We start from the raw sequence: 19,556 nt of genomic DNA on the forward strand, positions 1-19,556 counted from the left end.
GAAAAGCACATCAAAAGCATTCAGTGGCAACTGCCTGGCGGCACAACGATCGACTGTCGATTCTGCGGTGCCAGTTAAGCTTGGGTCATTCTCCCTGACTATCGTGCCGAAGCCTTGGCACGCATATGAATCAGCCCCTCAAACCCGCTTCAGCTCGTCGATGTGCCGATATTCGGCGCCCAGGGTTGATGCCAGTTCTTTTGCTCTTCCCAATCGGATCGGGCCTTTTTCGATGTCGATCAGCAGGGTGGCGCAGGCGAATGTCGGCAGCGCTGGCAGTTGCTTGATTCTGCCGTCGGTCAGCACCAGTACGCGATGCTGTTCCGAGGGGTGACGTTTTTGGCGTTGTGCCAGCCAGGTCATGGCTTGTTCAAGCGCGGCGGACAGTGGTGTGCCGCCCCCCGCGCCCAGTGTATCCAGCCATGGGGTCAGCGCAGCTGATGCTTTGAGGCCCTGATGCTGCCAGCGCGGTGTAGTGCCACTCGCGGTCAGCAAGGCCAGCCGCGCGCGGCGCCGATAGGCGTCATCGAACACTTGCGACAGCAGGCCTTTGGCCTGGCTCAGGGCTTGGTGACGGCGGGTTGAGGCCGAGGCATCGACGATCACCAGCAACAATTCACTCGGGCGAGCGCTGCGCGGCTGGCGCACCAGATCCTTGCGGCTTTTCGGGCGCCCATTCAGCAGCGTCGGCAACCATCGCACGGGGCCGTCGGCACCTGCGCGAACGGCACCCTGCCTACCGGCAGCCCGTCGACCGGGACGGGGAATGGCATCCGCCCCCTGTGCAGCGCGAGGGCGGATGCCTAAGGCTTTTTTGGCCAGCTCGGCACTTCGCGACGAGAACCGGTGATCACCGCCTGAGCTGGCAACTCGCCCCAACTGCCCTGCCCGCCCTCTGGCTTGTCTGGCCTGGGAGACGAATCAGGCGGCGGTGCGTCTTGATTGTGTGGCGGCGGAGTGGGTTCGCGACGGCGGTGGCGCAAGGCGAATTCGGCCACCGCTTCAATGTCCTGCTCTTCGATCTGGTCCGCACCACGCCACGCGGCATGCGCACGGGCAGCCCGCAACCAGACCAGATCGGCCCGCATGCCGTCGACCCCCGCCGCGAAACAGCGTTCGGTGATCTCGGCCAAGGAATGATCATCCAGCTCGATGCTCGGCAGCAGCAGACGCGCCTGTTCACAACGAAGCTTCAGGTCGTCCTGCTCCGCCTGCCAGTGCTGGCAAAAAACCATCGGATCGGCATCGAAATCCAGACGCCGACGGATGATCTGGCTGCGCTCGGCCGGCTGGGTCTGACCACTCAGCGCCACGTTCAAGCCAAAGCGATCCAGTAACTGCGGGCGCAATTCGCCTTCTTCCGGGTTCATGGTGCCAATCAGCACGAAGCGCGCAGCGTGGCGATGGGAAATGCCATCGCGCTCGACCTGATTGACGCCGCTGGCGGCAACGTCCAGCAACAGATCAACCAGATGATCGGCGAGCAGGTTGACTTCATCGACATACAGCACGCCACCGTCAGCCTTGGCCAGCACGCCCGGCGAGAAACGCGCTCGGCCCTCGGCCAGTGCGGCGTCCAGATCGAGCGTGCCGACCAGACGCTCTTCGGTGGCACCCAATGGCAAGGTGACGAACTGACCGCTGGCCAGCAGATCAGCCAGACCGCGCGCCAGGGTCGACTTGGCCATGCCACGCGGGCCTTCGATCAAGACCCCGCCAATGCGCGGGTCGATAGCGGTCAGGCACAGCGCCAGCTTCAGGTCATCGGCACCGACCACCGCAGCCAGCGGAAAATGTGGAGTGTCGCTCAGGCTTGAGTCAGGCAAGGTCATCAGTTCTCTTCTATGTCCAACAACAGGTCTTCCAGCGCTTGCTGATACTCGCCGGGGTCCTGCCAGAGCCCGCGCTGCTGAGCTTCGAGCATGCGCTCGGTCATGTCGCGCAGGGCGTCGGGGTTGTGTTGCGCGATAAAATCGCGGGTCGCCGGGTCGAGCAGATACGCGTCGGCCAGCAGTGCGTATTGATGATCATCGATCAGTTCCGTGGTGGCGTCGAAAGCAAACAGGAAATCCACGGTCGCGGCCATTTCGAACGCGCCTTTGTACCCATGGCGCTTGACCCCCTCGATCCATTTCGGGTTCGCCGCACGCGAGCGGATTACCCGGTTCAATTCTTCCTTGAGGGTACGGATCTTCGGCAGGTCCGGCTGACTGTGATCGCCATGGTAGCTGGCGGTCTTCTGCCCGCTGAGGCTTTCCGACGCGGCGAGCATGCCGCCCTGAAACTGATAATAATCGTTCGAATCGAGCAGGTCGTGCTCACGATTATCCTGATTTTGCAGGACAGCCTGCACCTGGGACAGGCGCTGGGCAAAGCGTTGCCGGGCCGGGGTGCCTTCATCGGCCGCGCCGTAAGCGTAGCCGCCCCAATTCAGGTAGACCTCGGCGAGATCTTCGCGGCTTTGCCACAAGCGACCATCAATCGCCCCTTGCACACCCGCCCCGTAGGCACCGGGCTTGGCACCGAAAATTCGCCAGCCGGCCTGCCGTGCAGCCTCCTCCTCGCTCAAACCTTCGTCCACGAAAGCTTGCCGCTCTTCACGCACTCTGGCCGCCAGCGGGTTCAAATCATCCGGTTCGTCGAGCGCGGCTACCGCTTGTACTGCGGCGTCGAACAGTTTGATCAGGTTGGCGAACGCATCGCGGAAGAAGCCGGACACCCGCAGCGTGACGTCCACGCGCGGGCGGTCCAGCAGGCTGACCGGCAGAATCTCGAAATCATCGACCCGCTGGCTGCCGGTCGCCCAGACCGGACGCACGCCCATCAAAGCCATGGCTTGAGCGATATCATCGCCACCGGTGCGCATGGTCGCCGTACCCCAGACGGACAGGCCCAACTGGCGCAAATGGTCGCCGTGATCCTGGAGATGGCGCTCCAGCAGCAGGTTGGCCGACTGAAAACCGATGCGCCAGGCCGTGGTGGTCGGCAGGTTGCGCACGTCCACGCTGAAGAAGTTACGCCCGGTCGGCAGCACATCCAACCGCCCACGGCTTGGCGCGCCACTGGGCCCGGCCGGAACGAAGCGGCCGCTCAGCGCATCGAGCATGCCCTGCATTTCGCCGGGGCCGCAGGCGTCCAGCCGTGGTGCGACCACTTCGCGCAGGTTGTCAAGAATCAGGGCCAGATCATCATGAGCCGGCAAATCATGCAGCTCTTCACCCAGCGTTACGCGTTCGATGAGGGCGGCGGCATACAGCTCCAGCCGCTCGCGAGCATCACCGGCACTGCGCCACGGGTCTGTGCTGACGGCCAGCAACGCAGCGGGACGCGAGCCACTCCAGGGCTCGGCCAGCTCACAATCCAGCGGGTCAAAGCCCAGTTCGAACGCCTTGCTCAGGGCCCGCAACAGACTGGATTGCGCCCCACGTCCGTCACCGCGCGGAATGCGCAACAGGGCCAGCAAAGTATCGATGCGCAAACGCCCTTCCGGCGACTGGCCAAAAATGTGCAGGCCGTCGCGAATCTGCGATTCCTTCAAGTCACACAGGTACGTGTCCAGACGCGGCAGCCAGACCGCCGCATCGGCATCGCTGTCAGTAGACGCGTCCAGCGACAGCTCGCGGTCGATGCGTGTTTCGCGGACCAGCTCGAGAATGTCGCGTTGCAGTTCGCGGGCACGACGCGGATCGAGCAACTGCGCTTCGTAGAATTCGTCGGCAAGCAGTTCAAGATCACGCAACGGGCCATAGGTTTCGGCGCGGGTCAGCGGCGGCATCAGGTGGTCGATGATCACCGCCTGCGTGCGGCGCTTGGCTTGGGCGCCCTCGCCAGGGTCATTGACGATGAACGGATAGATATTGGGCATTGCTCCCAGCACAGCGTCCGGCCAGCAGGTTCGCGACAGCCCGACACCCTTGCCTGGTAGCCATTCCAGATTGCCATGCTTGCCGACATGCACCACGGCATGCGCGCCATACGCCTTGCGCAGCCAGAAATAGAACGCCAGATAGCCATGCGGCGGCACCAGATCCGGGTCGTGATAGACCGCACTCGGGTCAACCTGATAACCCCGCGCCGGTTGAATGCCGACGAAGGTCAGGCCGAAGCGCAGGCCGGCGATCATCATCCGGCCACCGCGAAACATCGGATCGGCATCCGGCGCGCCCCAGCGGGCGGTCACCGCGTCACGATTGCTCTGCGGCAGTTCGTTGAACGCTGCCAGGTATTCATCCAGTGCCATGCTCTGGTGACACGGGCGTTGGTCGATGCTGTCCAGGTCGTTGGTCACGCCACCCAACAGTTGCTGGATCAGCTCGGTGCCGCTGTCCGGCAACTGCGCCAGCGGGTAACCCTCGGCCTGCATGGCACGCAGAATGTTCAGCGCCGCAGCGGGCGTATCCAGACCGACCCCATTGCCGATCCGTCCATCGCGAGTCGGGTAATTGGCGAGAATCAGTGCCACATGTTTGTCGGCATTGGGCAGCCGCGCCAGTTCGATCCAGCGCCGCGCCAGTTGCGCGACAAAGTCCATGCGGTCCGGCTGAGCGCGGTAACAAACCACGTCCGACTGGCTGCGTTCGCTGCGCCAGGCCAGATCCTTGAAGCTGATCGGTCGGCTGATAATACGCCCGTCCAGTTCCGGCAAGGCAATGTGCATCGCCAGATCACGAGCGCCAAGGCCCTGCTCGCTGGCCTCCCAGGCAGGTTCGTTGTCCTGGGCACAGATCGCCTGAATCACCGGCACATTGCGTCGAAACGGACGCAGATGCGGCGCTTCCGGGCTCGACTGGGCAAATCCGGTGGTGTTGAGGATCAGCTCGGCATCGGATTCATCCAGCCAGTTTTCCACCTGAACAAAGCAGGCGGGCTCCTTGAGACTGGCGACTGCAATGGGCAGCGGGTTGATGCCCTGCGCTTGCAAGCGGGTACAGAATTCGTCGATGAAACCGGTGTTGGCGGCCTGCAGGTGCGAGCGATAGAACAGCAGCGCGACCACGGGCTGTTCCGCGTCCCAATCGGCCTGCCAATCCGGCAAGCTGGCCATGGCTCGTTGCGGGTGATAAATCGCGGTGCGCGGCAACGGCCGGGGTTCGGCCCACGGATAATCACGGTCCAGCCACTGACTGGCCATGCAGCGATACAAATCCAGTGCGTTCTGCAAACCGCCCTGACGCAGGAATTGCCAAAGCCGGTCGCGTTCGGTGGCCGGCACAGTACTCAGGTCACTCAGCTCCGGATCCGGGCGGTCATCACCCGGCACCAGAATGACCTGTACGCCACGCGCGGCCAGCTCCATCAAGCGCTCGACGCCGTAGCGCCAGTAGCCGATGCCGCCGTGCAGGGAAAGCAGAATGACTTTGGCGTGGCGCAGCACCTCATCGACATACAGATCGACCGAGGCGTGATTCTGCACCTGCATCGGATTGGCCAGACGCAGGCTGGGGTAATCCTCGGGCAACTGCTGAGCAGCTTCGGCCAGCAGCGCCAGGCTCGAATCGCCACTGCAGAGAATCACCAGCTCGGCTGGCGTCTGTCCCAGGTCGGCGATGTTGTCGTCCGGCACAAAACCGCCGGGCTGGGTTCTCAGTAAATGCATGGGTCAGCCGGCAATCGCAGCGTTGAGCTGAGTCTGCAGTGCCACGGCATCCAGCTCCTGGCCAATCAGCACCAGATGCGTGGCACGCACTTCATCGGCACGCCAGGCGCGATCGAAATGCTTGTCGAAACGCGTACCCACGCCTTGAATCAGCAGGCGCATCGGTTTGCCCGGGATCGCCGCGAAGCCTTTCACACGCAAAATGCCGTGCTGCACGACCAGTTGATTCAGCGCATCGAGCAGCACTTTTTCATCGGCCTGAGGCAGTGTCAGGGAAATCGAATCGAACGCGTCATGATCGTGGTCGTCAGCGTCGTCGCCTTCGTGATGATCGTGATGAGTCTTGCGGGCGTCGATATGCAGCTCGGACTCGGCACCGACGCCAAGCAGGACGCTGATCGGCAGGCGGCCGCTGCTGGCTTCGACCACTTTGACGGCTGGCGGCAACTCTTCGGCAACTTCAGCACGCACTGCGGCCAGCCCCTTAGCGTCGATCATGTCGGCTTTGTTGAGGATCACCAGATCGGCGCTGGCCAGTTGATCAGCAAACAGCTCGTGCAGCGGCGATTCGTGGTCCAGATTAGGGTCCAGCTTGCGCTGTGCATCGACCTGATCCGGGAACGCAGCGAAGGTACCGGCCAGCACCGCCGGGCTGTCGACCACGGTGATGACCGCGTCGACCGTGCAGGCGTTGCGGATTTCCGGCCACTGGAAGGCTTGCACCAGCGGCTTGGGCAGGGCCAGCCCCGAGGTTTCGATAAGGATGTGGTCCAGGTCGCCACGACGGGCGACCAGTTCACGCATCACCGGAAAGAACTCTTCCTGCACCGTGCAGCAGAGGCAGCCGTTGGCCAGCTCATAAACACGGCCGCTGGCTTCCTCTTCGGTACAGCCGATGGTGCACTGCTTGAGGATTTCACCGTCGATGCCCAACTCGCCGAATTCATTGACGATCACCGCGATGCGCCGCCCTTCAGCGTTGTCGAGCATGTGTCGCAACAGGGTGGTCTTGCCCGAGCCGAGGAAGCCGGTGACGATGGTGACGGGAAGCTTGGCCAGTGTTTTCATCAGGTGCCCTTTGGCAATGCGGCGGGCAAACAGGACGAGAACCGCGTGCACGCACAGGGTTCGGATCGCCACCGGATCACCCCGCCCGGTTGTAGTGGGAATTCGCAGGCTTTTGTCAGCCCGGTTCGAGGCAGGTCTCCTGGCTCACGGCGGCACGTCGCTGATCATCGAAGACCCTGGCGACCTGCATTCATCGCGCCTTCCCGCCGCAGCAGTGGCTGTGCAATGAACATGACCGTTTACAGTTGCGGGGGCAGCTGCGGCATGTACCGCATTCCCGTCTTAGCTCCATGTGTAACGGTTTACGAATGGAGAACCTCGAACCGGCAAGGCTACGCAGTGGCCGCAGACAGGTCAATCGTTCAGATTGACGATGCCCGGTTGCTCATGCTCTCCTGTGCGCCTGATTTCGGGTGCCCCTCACGGGGTGAAACGGGAAACCGGTGCGCTCAAGCTTTTTGAGCAAGTCCGGTGCTGCCCCCGCAACGGTAAGCGAGAGAAGGTCTGATCCACTGTGCCACGGCATGGGAAGGTGACCTTGAAGGCCTGAACGTAACGCTGTTCAGGCCCCTCGCGAGCCCGGAGACCGGCCCGATGTTTTTGCAATGACACACCCGCGGTGGGCGGGCGCAGTCGAAACCTCTGACGATCGTCAGTGGGTTCGCGTGCGCATGGCCCACTTGCCAATACTCAAGAGGGAACGCCATGTCCACCATCAGCAGCAGCCAGACGGCCGCTACCAGCGCCACCCAGACCCAACGACTTACCGCCGCGATCAGCGCCGCCGTACTGGGTGCGTGCCTGGTCTATTTCGCCGGGTTCTCGCACATTGCCGCCGTGCACAATGCGGCACACGACACCCGTCACAGCGCCGCATTCCCTTGCCATTGAGGACAATACAATGTTCAAGCGAATCGCCCAGACAGCCGGTTTCACCGGGCTGCTTGCAGCCCTGCTGCTGACCTTGCTGCAAAGCCTGTGGGTCGTCCCGCTGATCCAGCAGGCTGAAACCTATGAAAATGCTTCAACCGAACAGGTGCACGAGCATGCAGGCGGCGCAGCGGCCGCGCACAGCCATGTGCATGAAGAAGCTGCCTGGGAGCCCGAAGACGGCTGGCAGCGCGTGCTGTCGACGACTGGTGGCAACCTTGTGGTCGCCGTGGGTTTCGCACTGATGCTGGCCGGTCTCTACACGCTGCGCGCTCCGGGCCGCAACGCGCAGGGCTTATGGTGGGGGCTGGCCGGTTTTGCGGTGTTCGTACTGGCACCGACCCTGGGTCTGCCGCCAGAACTTCCGGGTACCGCTGCTGCGGAGTTGAGTCAGCGTCAGGCATGGTGGATCGGCACTGCCGCGTCTACTGCCGTCGGACTGGCCTTGCTGGTGCTTGGTCAGAGCCGACTGCTGAAAGCGCTGGGGCTGGCGATCATGGCCGTGCCGCATGTGATCGGCGCGCCGCAACCGCTGATTCATGAAAGCCTTGCACCCGAATCGCTGGAATCGCAGTTCATGATCGCTTCGCTGCTGACCAACGCGCTGTTCTGGATTGCCATGGGCCTGATCAGCGCCTGGCTGTTCCGCCGAGGCGATGCTCAGTTGAACACTGCGCACGCACATGATGCCGACCAGCATCAGGCCTGATCCCGCTTCCGTTCAACCCGGCGCGCCGCTGGTGGTCGGGCTGGGCTGTCGGCGCGGCTGTTCGGCGGCGACCTTGCGCGAGCTGATCGAGAACAGTCTTCACGCGATTGACCTGGAGCTCGGCAGCGTCAGCGCGCTGGCATCGATCGACTTGAAGGCTCAGGAGCCGGGCCTCATCGAGCTGGCCGTGCAACTGTCACTGCCGCTGGTGTTTTTCAACGCAGCGCAACTGGTGGCGTGGGAGCTGCATCTGACGCACCGCTCCGCTCATGTCTTTCAGACGACGGGGTGTCATGGTGTTGCCGAAGGTTCGGCACTGGCACTGGCCGCGCAACTGGGCGATGGCACGGCGCGACTGGTAATCGAACGGCAAAAAAGCGCGCAGGTGACATTTGCCTTGGCAACCTGCCCGGTTACAGGCGGATAATTGCAGCCCTCGCGCATTCATTTCCGGAGAATTCTTTGACCGTCTACTTCATCGGCGCAGGCCCCGGCGATCCCGAATTGATCACCGTCAAGGGCCAGCGTCTGATCCGCACCTGTCCGGTGATCATTTATGCCGGTTCACTGGTGCCGCTGGCCGTGCTGGAAGGCAATCAGGCGATACAGGTGACCAACAGTGCCGAACTGCATCTGGAGCAGATCATTGATTTGATCAAGGCGGCAGATGCGCAGGGTCAGGACGTCGCTCGGGTACATTCAGGCGACCCGAGCCTGTACGGTGCCATCGGCGAGCAGATTCGTCATTTGCGTGAACTGAACATTCCTTACGAAATCATTCCGGGAGTGACGGCGACCGCCGCATGCGCTGCGTTACTGGGTGTGGAACTGACGCTGCCGGACGTTTCCCAAAGCGTGATTCTGACCCGTTATGCCGACAAGACGTCGATGCCGAGTGGTGAGGAGTTGGCGAGTCTGGCCAGCCATAAGGCGACCATGGCGATTCATCTGGGGGTCAATAACCTGCACAGAATCGTCGAAGAGCTGACCCCGCATTACGGCGCCGACTGCCCGATAGCGGTGGTGCATCGTGCCAGCTGGCCGGATCAGGACTGGGTCATCGGTACGCTGGAAAATATCGGAGAAAAAGTGCAGGCCAAAGGTTTTCGGCGCACCGCACTGATCCTCGTCGGCCGCGTGCTCGCCGCCGACACTTTCAGTGAGTCCTCGCTGTATCGGGCCGGGCATGCACACCTGTTCAGACCGATTCAGTAAGCGCCTCCGCGCCGCATGATTATCGTCGCTACGCTCCGCGTGGCGATGCATTTCTGGACGCTCTGCGTCCGACCGTGTCATGCCTTGCCCGCAGTCACTGCACATAAAAGAAAGCGCTTTTTTATCGCTATGGCACTGACGACGCAAATTGCGACGTAAGTGACGGNAGGGGCGAAAAGGTGCCTTGAGTCGTGAACATATCCGACTGACATCGCAGAACCGCTATGTGAAGCGGAGCGTCACGACATGAATACCACCGCGTTATTCAACTCACTCACCGCATCAAGCAGCCACCTCGTATAGCTTCGGCGCTATCACTTTGCCGCTCTCCAGGCTTTTGCGCAGGATATCAGCCTGGAAGGCAGCGGCTTTCATGGCGTTTTCCTTGATGTGGCCATAACCACGGATCTTTTCAGGCAGACGCGCCAGGCTCAGGGCTGTGTGGAGGTTTTGTGCCTGAAGGTGTTGCAGGATCAGTTCGATATCGCTGACGTAGCGGTCAATCAATTCCCTCTCCTGCCTGCGCTCCAGGCTGCGGCCAAACGGATCAAGCGCCGTGCCGCGCAGGAATTTGAATTTTGCCAGAACATCGAAGGCACGCAGCATCCACGGTCCGAAACTGCGTTTGCGCGGCTGGCCGCTATGTGGGTCGCGTTTGGCCAGCCAGGACGGTGCAAGGTGAAACTCCAGTCGGTAGTCGCCTTCGAATTGCGCCTCCAGTTGCCGGGTGAAGTCACCGTTGCTGTAGAGCCGCGCGACTTCGTATTCATCTTTGTAGGCCAGCAGCTTGAAGTAGTTGAACGCGACCGCTTCTGTCAGCGTCAGTCGCTGACCGGGAAACACTCGCGACTCAGCGTCGCGCACGCGTTGCACCAGCCGCAGATAACGCTCGGCATACGCGCTGTTCTGATACTGCTGCAAGGTGCTGACGTTATCGTGAATGCGCTGCTCCAGACTCAAGGGTTGCGGCTCGCTGACCTGCTGCTGCGGATTGACGAACGCTTCGACCGCAGCGGGATCATGCGCAGTGCGGCGCCCCCAGAGAAACGCCTGCTGATTGAGCGTGACGGCCACGCCGTTAAGCTCGATGGCTTTTTCGATGGCGGCCGAGGCCAGCGGGATCAACCCCAACTGGAAGGCGTAACCGAGCATGAACAGGTTGCTGGCAATACTGTCGCCCATCAAGCGGGTGGCCAGTGAGGTGGCTTCGACAAAATGGGTCTTCTCTGCCCCCACAGCGTCGATGATGGTCTGCTTCATCGCTTCGGCCGGGAACACGGCATCAGGATTACGGGTGAACTCGGCCGTCGGGGTCTGCTGACTGTTGACCACGGCGTGGGAAAACCTGCTGTCGAGCTTGGCAATCGCGTCGGGACCGGCCGCCACCAGCAGGTCGCAGCCCAGCAGCAAGTGCGCTTCACCAGCCGCAATGCGCACGGCAAATAAATCCTGCTGGCGCGCTGCGATGCGGATATGGCTCACCACCGGCCCGAATTTCTGCGCCAACCCGGCCTGGTCAAGCACGCTGCACCCCTTGCCTTCCAGATTGGCGGCATAACCGAGCATTGCACCGACAGTGGTCACGCCCGTCCCGCCGACGCCGGGCAGCAGAATGTTGAACGGCCGTTCCAGCGACGGCAGCGCGGGCTCTGGCAGACGAGCGAACGCCTCGGCCTGTTTGGGCAGCGCTGGCTTACGCAATGTGCCGCCATGCACAGTAACAAAACTCGGACAGAAACCTTCGACGCAGCTGAAATCCTTGTTGCACGCGTTCTGATCGATTTCCCGCTTGCGACCTTGCGCTGTCTCCTTGGGCAGCACAGACAGGCAACCGGATTTGACCCCGCAATCGCCGCAGCCTTCGCACACGGCCGGATTGATCAACGCGCGCTTTTCCAGATCAGGCATCGTGCCGCGTTTGCGGCGACGGCGCTTTTCGGTAGCACAGGTCTGGTCATAGATAATGACCGAAACCCCTTTGAATTCACGCAACTCGCGCTGAACGCTGTCCAGATCGCGCCGGTGATGAAAGCTGGTGATCGGCGCAAAGCTCGCACGATCCGGGTATTTTTCGGGTTCGTCGGAGACCAGCGCAATGCGTTGCACGCCTTCGTTGAACACCTGGTGACTCAACTGATCGACGCGTAGAACGCCGTCAATCGGCTGGCCACCGGTCATTGCCACCGCATAGTTATAGAGAATCTTGTAGGTGATATTGACCTTCGAGGCCACCGCCGCACGCAGCGCCAGGTGCCCGGAATGAAAATAGGTGCCATCGCCAAGGTTCTGGAAGACGTGAGGCGTTTCCGTGAACGGCGCCTGGCCGATCCAGGTCACGCCCTCGCCGCCCATCTGGGTGAAGGTATCGGTTTCGCGATCCATCCAGATGGTCATGTAGTGACAGCCGATTCCGGCCAGGGCGCGGCTGCCTTCGGGTACACGGGTCGAAGTGTTGTGCGGGCAGCCGGAACAGAAATGCGGGGTGCGCTGGGTGTTGAACAGCGGGGCCTGAAGCGCCTTTTCCTTCTCGCTGAGAAATTGCAGCCGAGCGTCGATCTGCGCACTGCTGTAGAAAGGCGCCAGACGTTTGGCAATCACTCGGGCAATCATCGCCGGCGTCAGCTCACTGAGATTGGGCAGCAATGATCGGCCCTGCTCATCGAACTCACCGACCACCACCGGGCGGCGGTCCACCGGCCAGTTGTAAAGCTGGCCGGTCAACTGATCCTCGATGACGCTGCGTTTTTCTTCGACCACCAGAATCTCTTCCAGCCCCTCGGCAAAGTCATGCACCGACACCGGTTCAAGGGGCCAGCTCATGCCGACCTTGAGCACGCGGATGCCGACCTTGTCACACAGCGCCTGATCGATCCCCAGCTCTTCAAGCGCCTGACGCACATCAAGGTAGGATTTGCCGGTAGTGACAATGCCGAGCCGCGGCTGAGCAGAATCAATCACCACCTTGTTGAGCTGGTTGGCCCTGGCGAATGCCCTGGCCGCATAGATTTTGTAGGTATTGAGGCGCGCTTCCTGAGCCAGCGGCGGATCCGGCCAGCGAATGTGCAGACCGCCTTCAGGCAGCACGAAGTCTTCAGGAATACGCGTCTTGATGCGTAACGGATCGACCTCCACCACGGCGGAAGAATCAACGTTTTCGGCGATGGTTTTCATCGCCACCCAGCATCCGCTGTAGCGCGACAGTTCCCAGCCGATGATGCCGTAATCGAGAATTTCCTGGACGTTGCTCGGGTTGAGCACCGGGATCATCGAGGCGATGAAGGCGTGCTCGCTCTGGTGCGCGATGGTCGAGGATTTGCAGCCATGGTCATCGCCCGCCAGGATCAGCACGCCGCCATTGGCCGCGACGCCCGCCGAATTGCCATGCTTGAAGACGTCTCCACAGCGGTCCACACCCGGCCCTTTGCCGTACCAAAGCGCAAACACGCCATCGTACTTGCCGTGCGGGAACAGATTGACCTGCTGACTGCCCCACACCGCCGTGGCGGCAAGTTCTTCGTTGATGCCGGGCTGAAAATGGATGGCGTTCTGCTGCAGATAGTCTTTGGCGTCCCATAGGCTTTTGTCGAGATTGCCCAGCGGCGATCCACGGTAGCCAGAGATAAACCCGGCGGTGTTCAGGCCCTGCGCCTCATCGCGCTGCTTTTGCAGCATCGGCAGGCGGGTCAGGGCTTGTGTGCCGGTCAGGTACAGGTTGCCGGTGGCAAGCCGGTATTTATCATCCAGACGAATATCAGCCAGGGACATGCGCGTACCTCTCTTCTTGTTCTTGTTTGTTGTTATAGGCGTCAGGCTTTTGCAGCGGGACGGTCCAGCCCGGCAGCCTTGACACCAGGGTCTGTTCCCTTTTCATCGCAACCCGAAGGGGCGGGCCTGTCCGACGCGGCCGCGATGAAACGGGAACAGACCCTAGACTGCCTGTAGCAAAGCGGCTTTTTCTTTCTAAATGCGTGCGAATCTGCTGATATTGAGCATGCTTTTTTCGGCCATAACAAAAAACAAGGTCAATTCATGCAGCCTAAATTGAGCCCCATCGATCGCAAGATTCTTCGCCTGCTGCAACACGATGCCAACCTCTCCGCAGCGGAAATCGCCGAGCGGGTCGAGCTGTCGCAATCGCCATGCTGGAGGCGCATTCACCGGCTTCAGGAAGATGGCGTGATCGAGCGCACCGTGGCCCTGCTGAGTACGCAGAAGCTCGGACTGAGCATGACGGTGTTTGTCGAGGTCAAGCTGTCAGGGCATGGTCGGCGCTATCTCGCCGAATTCGAAGAGGCAATCATCGGCCACCCCGAAGTCCTGGAGTGCTACACCATGGCGGGCGGAATGGATTTCATGCTCAAGGTGGTGGCGCAGGATATCGCCAGCTATGAACGTTTTTTGCGTGAACACTTGCTGCAACTGCCCCACGTGCATGAGGCCCACTCCAATATCACCATGAGCACGGTCAAGCGCACCACGGAACTGCCGCTGGAATAGGAGATTGTCGAAGGGTATTACGAGGGTGATAGTCCGCCAGCGAACGCCGGCGGATTATTTATTTCGATGAGGGCGATAAAAACATTTGATTTTCAAATGATAATGATTATTATTGCTTCAGCGGTTCGCGAGAACCGTCGGGTAACCAGAAAGTCTTAGGTCGGCTTTCTGATTATCTCCTCATCAGGCTAATCACGGTTTTTGACCCGGCTTTTTAGCCGGGTCTTTTTTTGGTTCTTTCTTTTGGTTTCGCTGCTTCAGGCTAATGAAGTCTGGGTGCTGCTTGTTGTGTAGCAATGGCGCGAATCATAGCAAGCCGTCGCTTGATAAGGGTCATATTTTGCAGCCGGAAGCGCCACATAAAAAGTAAATGCAGTCATTTTACACTTGAGAATGATTCTCGTATTCTCTAGTCTAGTCTAGTCTGTAGATGAGCCACGGCTCAGGGACGACCTTCATGAAAGATCAGCGAGCGGTACACCATGAGTAATCAGCTCTCATCTTCCTTGCATCTGCCGACCCGCCTGCCCCGTCCGCACGCATTGCCGGAGGCGGTCGAGCTCAGCCACAGGCTGCGCAAACTCTCGCGTCGCACGCTGCAGATATTTCTGCTCAGCCGGGTCGACGGTCTGCCCTACGCCGATATCGCCCTGTTCATGGATGCCGAAGTGGCCAGAGTCGAACGCGCCATGCGTCGGGCACTGGGCAAGGCGCAGGTTTACGCGGGCGGCAAAAGCGGCGCCATTCAGGATCAGGCCAGCCGCTGGTACGTGCATCTGCAAAGTCCTGCGGCGACCGCCAGCGAACGGATCGAGTTTCGTCACTGGCTGGATGCTGACGCCGCGCACCTTTCGGCGTTTCAGAACAGCGAGCGCGTGTGGCGCCAGTTGCAGGCACCCGCCCTGCTGCTCGGCGCGTCCGGCTGGCATCGACGCAAGCGTCGCGTCTACCTTGTGTGGTGCCTGTTAACCGCGTTTGTATGCAGCCTGATGGTCACCGCCGAAGCGATTTCCTGAAAACCGGATGACCGTTGCAAAGAACTTTACGTCGCGGGACGTGAGGCTGATCGGTGTACAGTAGCCTGAAAACGTCCAAGTACACAGGAAGCCACCGTGACCCTCACCATCAGTGCAGATTTCGACAGCGGCAACATCCAGGTTCTGGACGCCAGCGACCCTGACCGGATCCGCCTGGCCATTCGGCCGGACACGCGAAACGCGCACTTTCAGTGGTTCCATTTCAAGGTCGAAGGCCTGAACGTCGGCGTACCCCACGCGTTCAGCCTGACCAACGCCAGCGAGTCCACCTTCAACAACGCCTGGACCGGCTACCATGCGGTCGCATCCTACGATCATCAGAACTGGTTTCGCGTGCAGTCCAGTTTTGACGGCAAGGCGCTGAATTTCAGCCTGTCCCCTGAACAGCATCAAGCCTGGCTCGCCTATTTCGAGCCTTACAGTCGCGCGCGTCATGACTGGCTGATCGGGCAGGCACAGGAAAAAGCCGGGATGCAGTTGCTGGCAACCGGCAAAAGCGTCGAAGGCCGGGATATTCAGTTGCTGCGCAAAGGCGACGGCGCCGAGGGCAAACGCAAGATATGGATCATCGCTCAGCAACATCCCGGCGAGCACATGGCCGAATGGTTCGTGGAAGGCGTGATCGAACGCCTCCAGCAGGATGACGCCGGGTTGCAGACGTTGCTGGCCAGTGCCGATCTGTATCTGGTGCCGAACATGAACCCGGATGGTGCGTTCTACGGCCACTTGCGCACCAACGCCAACGGCAAGGACCTCAACCGCGCCTGGCAGGACAGCACGCCCGAACTGACGCCGGAAATATTCTTCGTCAAGCAGCAGATGGAAAAGTACGGTGTGGACATGTTCCTCGACGTGCACGGCGATGAAGAAATCCCTTACGTATTCACCGCCGCCTGCGAAGGCAATCCGGGCTATACCCTTCAGCAACAGCAACTCGAAGAGCGCTTTCGCCACCGTCTGGGCGAAGTCACCGCCGACTTCCAGAACGTTTATGGCTACCCGCGCAGCGCCAAAGGTCAGGCCAACCTCAATCTGGCCGCCAACGCCGTGGGCGAGCGCTATAAATGTTTGTCGCTGACCCTGGAAATGCCGTTCAAGGATCACAACAACGCACCAGACCCGGTCACCGGCTGGTCAGGCAAGCGCTCCGGGCAACTGGCCAAGGATGTGCTGAGCGTGCTGGGGGAAATGGTCAACGATTTGCGCTGAGCACTGTTGACCAGCAGCCATTCGAAACGCCCATTTACACGTGGGCGCTTTTCGCCCCGCCGCCAACGTGCCGCATCACCAACCCCGCCAACGCCAGCAGTGCGAGAACAATCACCACCGCGCCATAGACGTTGCTGGTCATCACCAGGCCGGCACTGTGCGCGCAGTAACCGGCGATCAGCGCCGGTATGCAGAACGCCAGGTAACTGAGCACCAGAAAAGCCGACATCAAACCGCCCCGCTCATGGGTGTGCGCAGTTGGCATGAGCATGCGCAGCGCACCCAGAAAGCTTGATCCGAAACCGATGCCTGCCACCACCGCACCGACGAAGAACAGCCACAACATACCAAGATTGACCGCACACAGAATCACCGCCACCCCGAGTGACAGAAAGCTCGCGCCGACCCACAAGCCGAGCACCGGCGCACGCTGACGCAAGGTCAGGATGGCCAGCGCACCGCTGAGGGTCAGTGCCGCGACGGCCAGCCCGCCATTGAGCGGCGAAGTCGAGCCGGTCGCCGCCACCAGCAGCGACGGGCTCAAGGACAGAAAGAAGCCGCCCAGCGCCCAGGCGGCGATGTCCACCGGCAGCACCAGCCAGAGCATGCGCCGTGACTGCTGCGGAACGTGCAATGAAGGCTTGAGGGACTGCCATGCCCCAGGCTGAGGACTGGCGGTTTCTGTGACCCGACCGAGATAAACCGCCTGAATCACAAACGCGGCCAGCAGAAAACAGTAGGCAAGCATCAACGGCAACGGCGCGAATTGCACCAGCAATGCGGTCCCCAGCGCGCCGACCGCCATGCCGAGCATCGGCGAAATGCTGTTGATCACGGGCCCTTTGATCTGATCGCTGTCCAGCAACGCCGCGCCCAGCGCACTGGCCGCCAGACCGGTGGCAAACCCCTGCAACAACCGCGCGGCAATCAGCCAGGTAATATCGTGAGCAAATATGAACAGCAGCATCGAAGCGATCTGCATCAGCAACGCGCTGAAAATCACCGGGCGGCGCCCCAGATAATCCGACAGCGAGCCCCCTGTCAGCAACGCGGCCAGCAGGCTGAACGCATACACGGCAAAGACCAGCGTGAGCATGCCGGCGGAGAAGCCCCAAGCTTCCTGATACAAGTGATAGAGCGGTGTCGGCGTACTGGATGCGGCAAAGAAACACAGCGTCGTGAAGGCGAAGAAACCGAGGTGGCTTCGTGCTCGACCTTCGAGCTCGGGGTTCTGCACAGAAACGGACATGGATACACTCCCCCGCAACAACATTGCCATTTAAAGCCAATAATTAGCTTTTGCGGAGTGTGCGGCCGTGCGCCGCTTAAAGCAAATACTTTGTGTTAAGGTCTGCCGCATGGCTATCAAAGAAGCAGTACGCACCGGAGGCCGCAGTGCCCGGGTGCAGGAATCCATTCACCGCGCCGTGCGCGATCTGTTGCTCGAGCATGATCGTTCGCAGCTCAGCGTGCCGATGATTGCCGCCCAGGCTGGCGTTACGCCGTCGACGATCTACCGGCGCTGGGGTGACTTGACCACGTTGCTGGCCGACGCAGCCCTGGAACGCCTGCGTCCCGATGCGCCGATCGATCACGGTAGCCTGCGGCAGGACCTTCTGAGCTGGAGCGAAATGTATCTGGACGAAATGTCCTCGGCACCCGGCCGGGCGCTGATGCGCGATGTGGCCGCCAGCACTGCCGGTTGTGTCGGCAAATGCGCGGTGATGGTGCGAGAACAGTTGCAGACCATCATTGATCGCGCCGCTGATCGTGGCGAAGTTGCGCCGCCCGCCGACGACATGATTGACGCCATCGTGGCGCCGATGATCTACCGGATTCTCTACGCTGAATCCCCGCCGACACTCGACCGCGTGCAGCAATGGGTGGACCGCTGTCTGGCCTGAAAGGTGTCCGCGACAGCCAGCAGGTGAAACCTCCCGTATGATGCGTGCCTTGTCCGATCAATAACCGAACCGACTCATGCATACCCTCGCAGACTTACGCGCCGGCAAGCTGGCAGGCATCAAACGGCTGGACCTTTCCTGTGGACTGAGCGAGTTTCCGCCGGAGATATTCGATCTGGCCGACACGCTGGAGGTGCTCAACCTCAGTGGCAACGCGTTGCGCGCGCTGCCTGACGACCTTCATCGGCTCAAGCGCCTGAGCGTGCTGTTCGGCTCCGACAACCTGTTCACTCATTTGCCGGAAAGCCTCGGCCGTTGCCAGAACCTGCGCATCGTCGGTTTCAAGGCCAACCGCATCGAGCAGGTCAGCGCAGCGTCGCTCCCGCCCCGTCTGCGCTGGCTGATCCTGACCGATAACTGCATCGAGTCGCTGCCTGATGAACTGGGCCGCCGTGCCGATCTGCAAAAGCTGATGCTCGCCGGCAACCGGCTGAGCGCCCTGCCCTCGACCCTGAGCGAGTGCCACAAGCTGGAGCTGATCCGCATTGCCGCCAACCGCCTCACCGAGCTGTCTGACTGGCTGCTGCGCCTGCCCGCACTGGCGTGGCTCGCTTACGCTGACAATCCGCTCTGCCCGGCGCTCGCCACACCACCGATTTGCCAGATTCCGTGGCCGCAGTTGAGCCTGCGTCAGCGCTTGGGCGAAGGTGCGTCCGGCATCATCCAGCAGGCGGTCTGGCGCAACGAAACCGGAGAGCAGGCGGTCGCCGTCAAACTGTACAAAGGCAGCGTCACCAGCGATGGCTCGCCGCTCAATGAAATGGCCGCCTGCATCAGCGCAGGCAGCCATCAGCATCTGATTGACGTGCTGGGGCAGATCACCGGGCATCCGGCTCAGCAAAACGGCCTGGTCATGCAGCTGATTGCGCCCGACTTCAGCAATCTGGCCGGCCCACCCAGCCTTGAGTCGTGCAGTCGCGACATTTACCCCGGCGATACACGTCTTTCGCTACCGGTGCTGCTGCGTCTCGCCACTGGAATCGCATCCGCCACTGCGCACCTGCATGCCAGCGGCATCACCCATGGCGATCTGTATGGGCACAATATTCTCTGGCAGAACGACGGCAATTGCCTGCTGGGGGATTTTGGCGCGGCGTCGTTCCACCCTTCACCGACGGCAGGCGCTGCACTTGAACGCATCGAGACGCGGGCTTTCGGGATTCTGCTGGGGGAGTTGCTGGAACGATGTGCGGCGGAGCCTCAGCACTTGGCCATCATCGATGGTCTGCAGGCCCTTCAAGCGCGCTGTATCCAGCCCGAAAGCCAGCGCCGACCGGCGCTTGAAGAGGTTCTGCGGGAGCTGCAAGCGTGGTGCGCGTAACGCGCTCCAC

At 61.2% G+C, this 19,556-nt stretch carries 15 protein-coding genes and 2 riboswitches; of the genes, 9 read left to right on the forward strand and 6 right to left on the reverse strand.

The annotated features are described in order from the left end of the window. Window positions 1–138: 138 nt before the first annotated feature. The 4 genes from ABJ99_RS05890 to cobW form a co-directional block, all read right to left on the reverse strand. Window positions 139–702: a vWA domain-containing protein gene (locus ABJ99_RS05890; RefSeq protein ID WP_054085008.1), complete on the reverse strand. Its 564-nt coding sequence runs from the start codon at window positions 700–702 to the stop codon at window positions 139–141. 101 nt (window positions 703–803) lie between these two features. Continuing rightward, window positions 804–1,832, reverse strand: a complete 1,029-nt coding sequence (locus ABJ99_RS05895) for an ATP-binding protein (protein WP_054085009.1) — start codon at window positions 1,830–1,832, stop codon at window positions 804–806. Continuing rightward, entirely contained in the window at window positions 1,832–5,596 is a 3,765-nt protein-coding gene (cobN, locus tag ABJ99_RS05900; RefSeq protein WP_054085010.1) for a cobaltochelatase subunit CobN, read from the reverse strand. Before cobN ends, ABJ99_RS05895 begins: the two co-directional genes overlap by 1 nt. 3 nt (window positions 5,597–5,599) lie before the next feature. Next, window positions 5,600–6,664: a cobalamin biosynthesis protein CobW gene (gene cobW / locus ABJ99_RS05905; protein WP_054085198.1), complete on the reverse strand. Its 1,065-nt coding sequence runs from the start codon at window positions 6,662–6,664 to the stop codon at window positions 5,600–5,602. A gap of 112 nt (window positions 6,665–6,776) precedes the next feature. Next, a riboswitch (cobalamin riboswitch) is annotated at window positions 6,777–7,000 on the reverse strand. A gap of 58 nt (window positions 7,001–7,058) precedes the next feature. After that, a riboswitch (cobalamin riboswitch) is annotated at window positions 7,059–7,273 on the forward strand. A gap of 96 nt (window positions 7,274–7,369) precedes the next feature. Between cobW and ABJ99_RS05910 the strand changes: the two genes are divergently transcribed. From ABJ99_RS05910 to cobM, 4 genes are read left to right on the forward strand one after another with little or no spacing between them, the layout of a single operon-like run. Continuing rightward, window positions 7,370–7,555, forward strand: coding sequence for a CbtB domain-containing protein (locus tag ABJ99_RS05910; RefSeq protein WP_054085011.1), 186 nt, complete (start codon window positions 7,370–7,372; stop codon window positions 7,553–7,555). 10 nt (window positions 7,556–7,565) lie between these two features. Further along, window positions 7,566–8,303 (forward strand): CbtA family protein, encoded by a 738-nt coding sequence (locus tag ABJ99_RS05915; protein ID WP_054085012.1) that lies wholly within the window; start codon window positions 7,566–7,568, stop codon window positions 8,301–8,303. Further along, on the forward strand, window positions 8,281–8,730 hold the full coding sequence (locus tag ABJ99_RS05920) for a cobalamin biosynthesis protein (protein WP_054085199.1): 450 nt from the start codon (window positions 8,281–8,283) through the stop codon (window positions 8,728–8,730). The genes ABJ99_RS05915 and ABJ99_RS05920 overlap by 23 nt, the downstream gene beginning before the upstream one ends. A gap of 35 nt (window positions 8,731–8,765) precedes the next feature. Next, window positions 8,766–9,518 carry a precorrin-4 C(11)-methyltransferase gene (cobM, locus tag ABJ99_RS05925; protein ID WP_054085013.1) on the forward strand — a complete coding sequence of 251 codons (753 nt, stop codon included), beginning with the start codon at window positions 8,766–8,768 and terminating at the stop codon, window positions 9,516–9,518. A gap of 282 nt (window positions 9,519–9,800) precedes the next feature. Here cobM and ABJ99_RS05930 read toward each other — a convergent pair whose 3' ends face one another. Continuing rightward, window positions 9,801–13,283: an indolepyruvate ferredoxin oxidoreductase family protein gene (locus ABJ99_RS05930; RefSeq protein WP_054085014.1), complete on the reverse strand. Its 3,483-nt coding sequence runs from the start codon at window positions 13,281–13,283 to the stop codon at window positions 9,801–9,803. Between the two features lie 264 nt (window positions 13,284–13,547). On the opposite strand from ABJ99_RS05930, the gene ABJ99_RS05935 reads away from it, so the two are divergent. The 3 genes from ABJ99_RS05935 to ABJ99_RS05945 all read left to right on the forward strand — a co-directional run bounded on the left by ABJ99_RS05935 (window position 13,548) and on the right by ABJ99_RS05945 (window position 16,261). Beyond that, entirely contained in the window at window positions 13,548–14,015 is a 468-nt protein-coding gene (locus ABJ99_RS05935; RefSeq protein ID WP_054085015.1) for an Lrp/AsnC family transcriptional regulator, read from the forward strand. Window positions 14,016–14,497: 482 nt separating this feature from the next. Beyond that, entirely contained in the window at window positions 14,498–15,031 is a 534-nt protein-coding gene (locus tag ABJ99_RS05940) for a DUF4880 domain-containing protein (protein ID WP_054085016.1), read from the forward strand. A gap of 96 nt (window positions 15,032–15,127) precedes the next feature. Beyond that, window positions 15,128–16,261, forward strand: a complete 1,134-nt coding sequence (locus tag ABJ99_RS05945) for a M14 family metallopeptidase (protein ID WP_054085017.1) — start codon at window positions 15,128–15,130, stop codon at window positions 16,259–16,261. Between the two features lie 34 nt (window positions 16,262–16,295). On the opposite strand, the gene ABJ99_RS05950 is transcribed toward ABJ99_RS05945, so the two are convergent. Then, window positions 16,296–17,510: an MFS transporter gene (locus ABJ99_RS05950; protein WP_054085018.1), complete on the reverse strand. Its 1,215-nt coding sequence runs from the start codon at window positions 17,508–17,510 to the stop codon at window positions 16,296–16,298. Window positions 17,511–17,619: 109 nt separating this feature from the next. Between ABJ99_RS05950 and ABJ99_RS05955 the strand changes: the two genes are divergently transcribed. Further along, window positions 17,620–18,165: a TetR/AcrR family transcriptional regulator gene (locus ABJ99_RS05955; protein WP_054085019.1), complete on the forward strand. Its 546-nt coding sequence runs from the start codon at window positions 17,620–17,622 to the stop codon at window positions 18,163–18,165. Window positions 18,166–18,241: 76 nt separating this feature from the next. Then, complete coding sequence (locus tag ABJ99_RS05960; protein WP_054085020.1) at window positions 18,242–19,546, forward strand: leucine-rich repeat-containing protein kinase family protein; 1,305 nt, start codon at window positions 18,242–18,244, stop codon at window positions 19,544–19,546. Window positions 19,547–19,556: the final 10 nt, after the last annotated feature.

The sequence above is a fragment of the Pseudomonas syringae pv. cilantro genome (assembly GCF_001293775.1).
Classification (GTDB): Bacteria; Pseudomonadota; Gammaproteobacteria; order Pseudomonadales; family Pseudomonadaceae; genus Aquipseudomonas; species Aquipseudomonas syringae_P.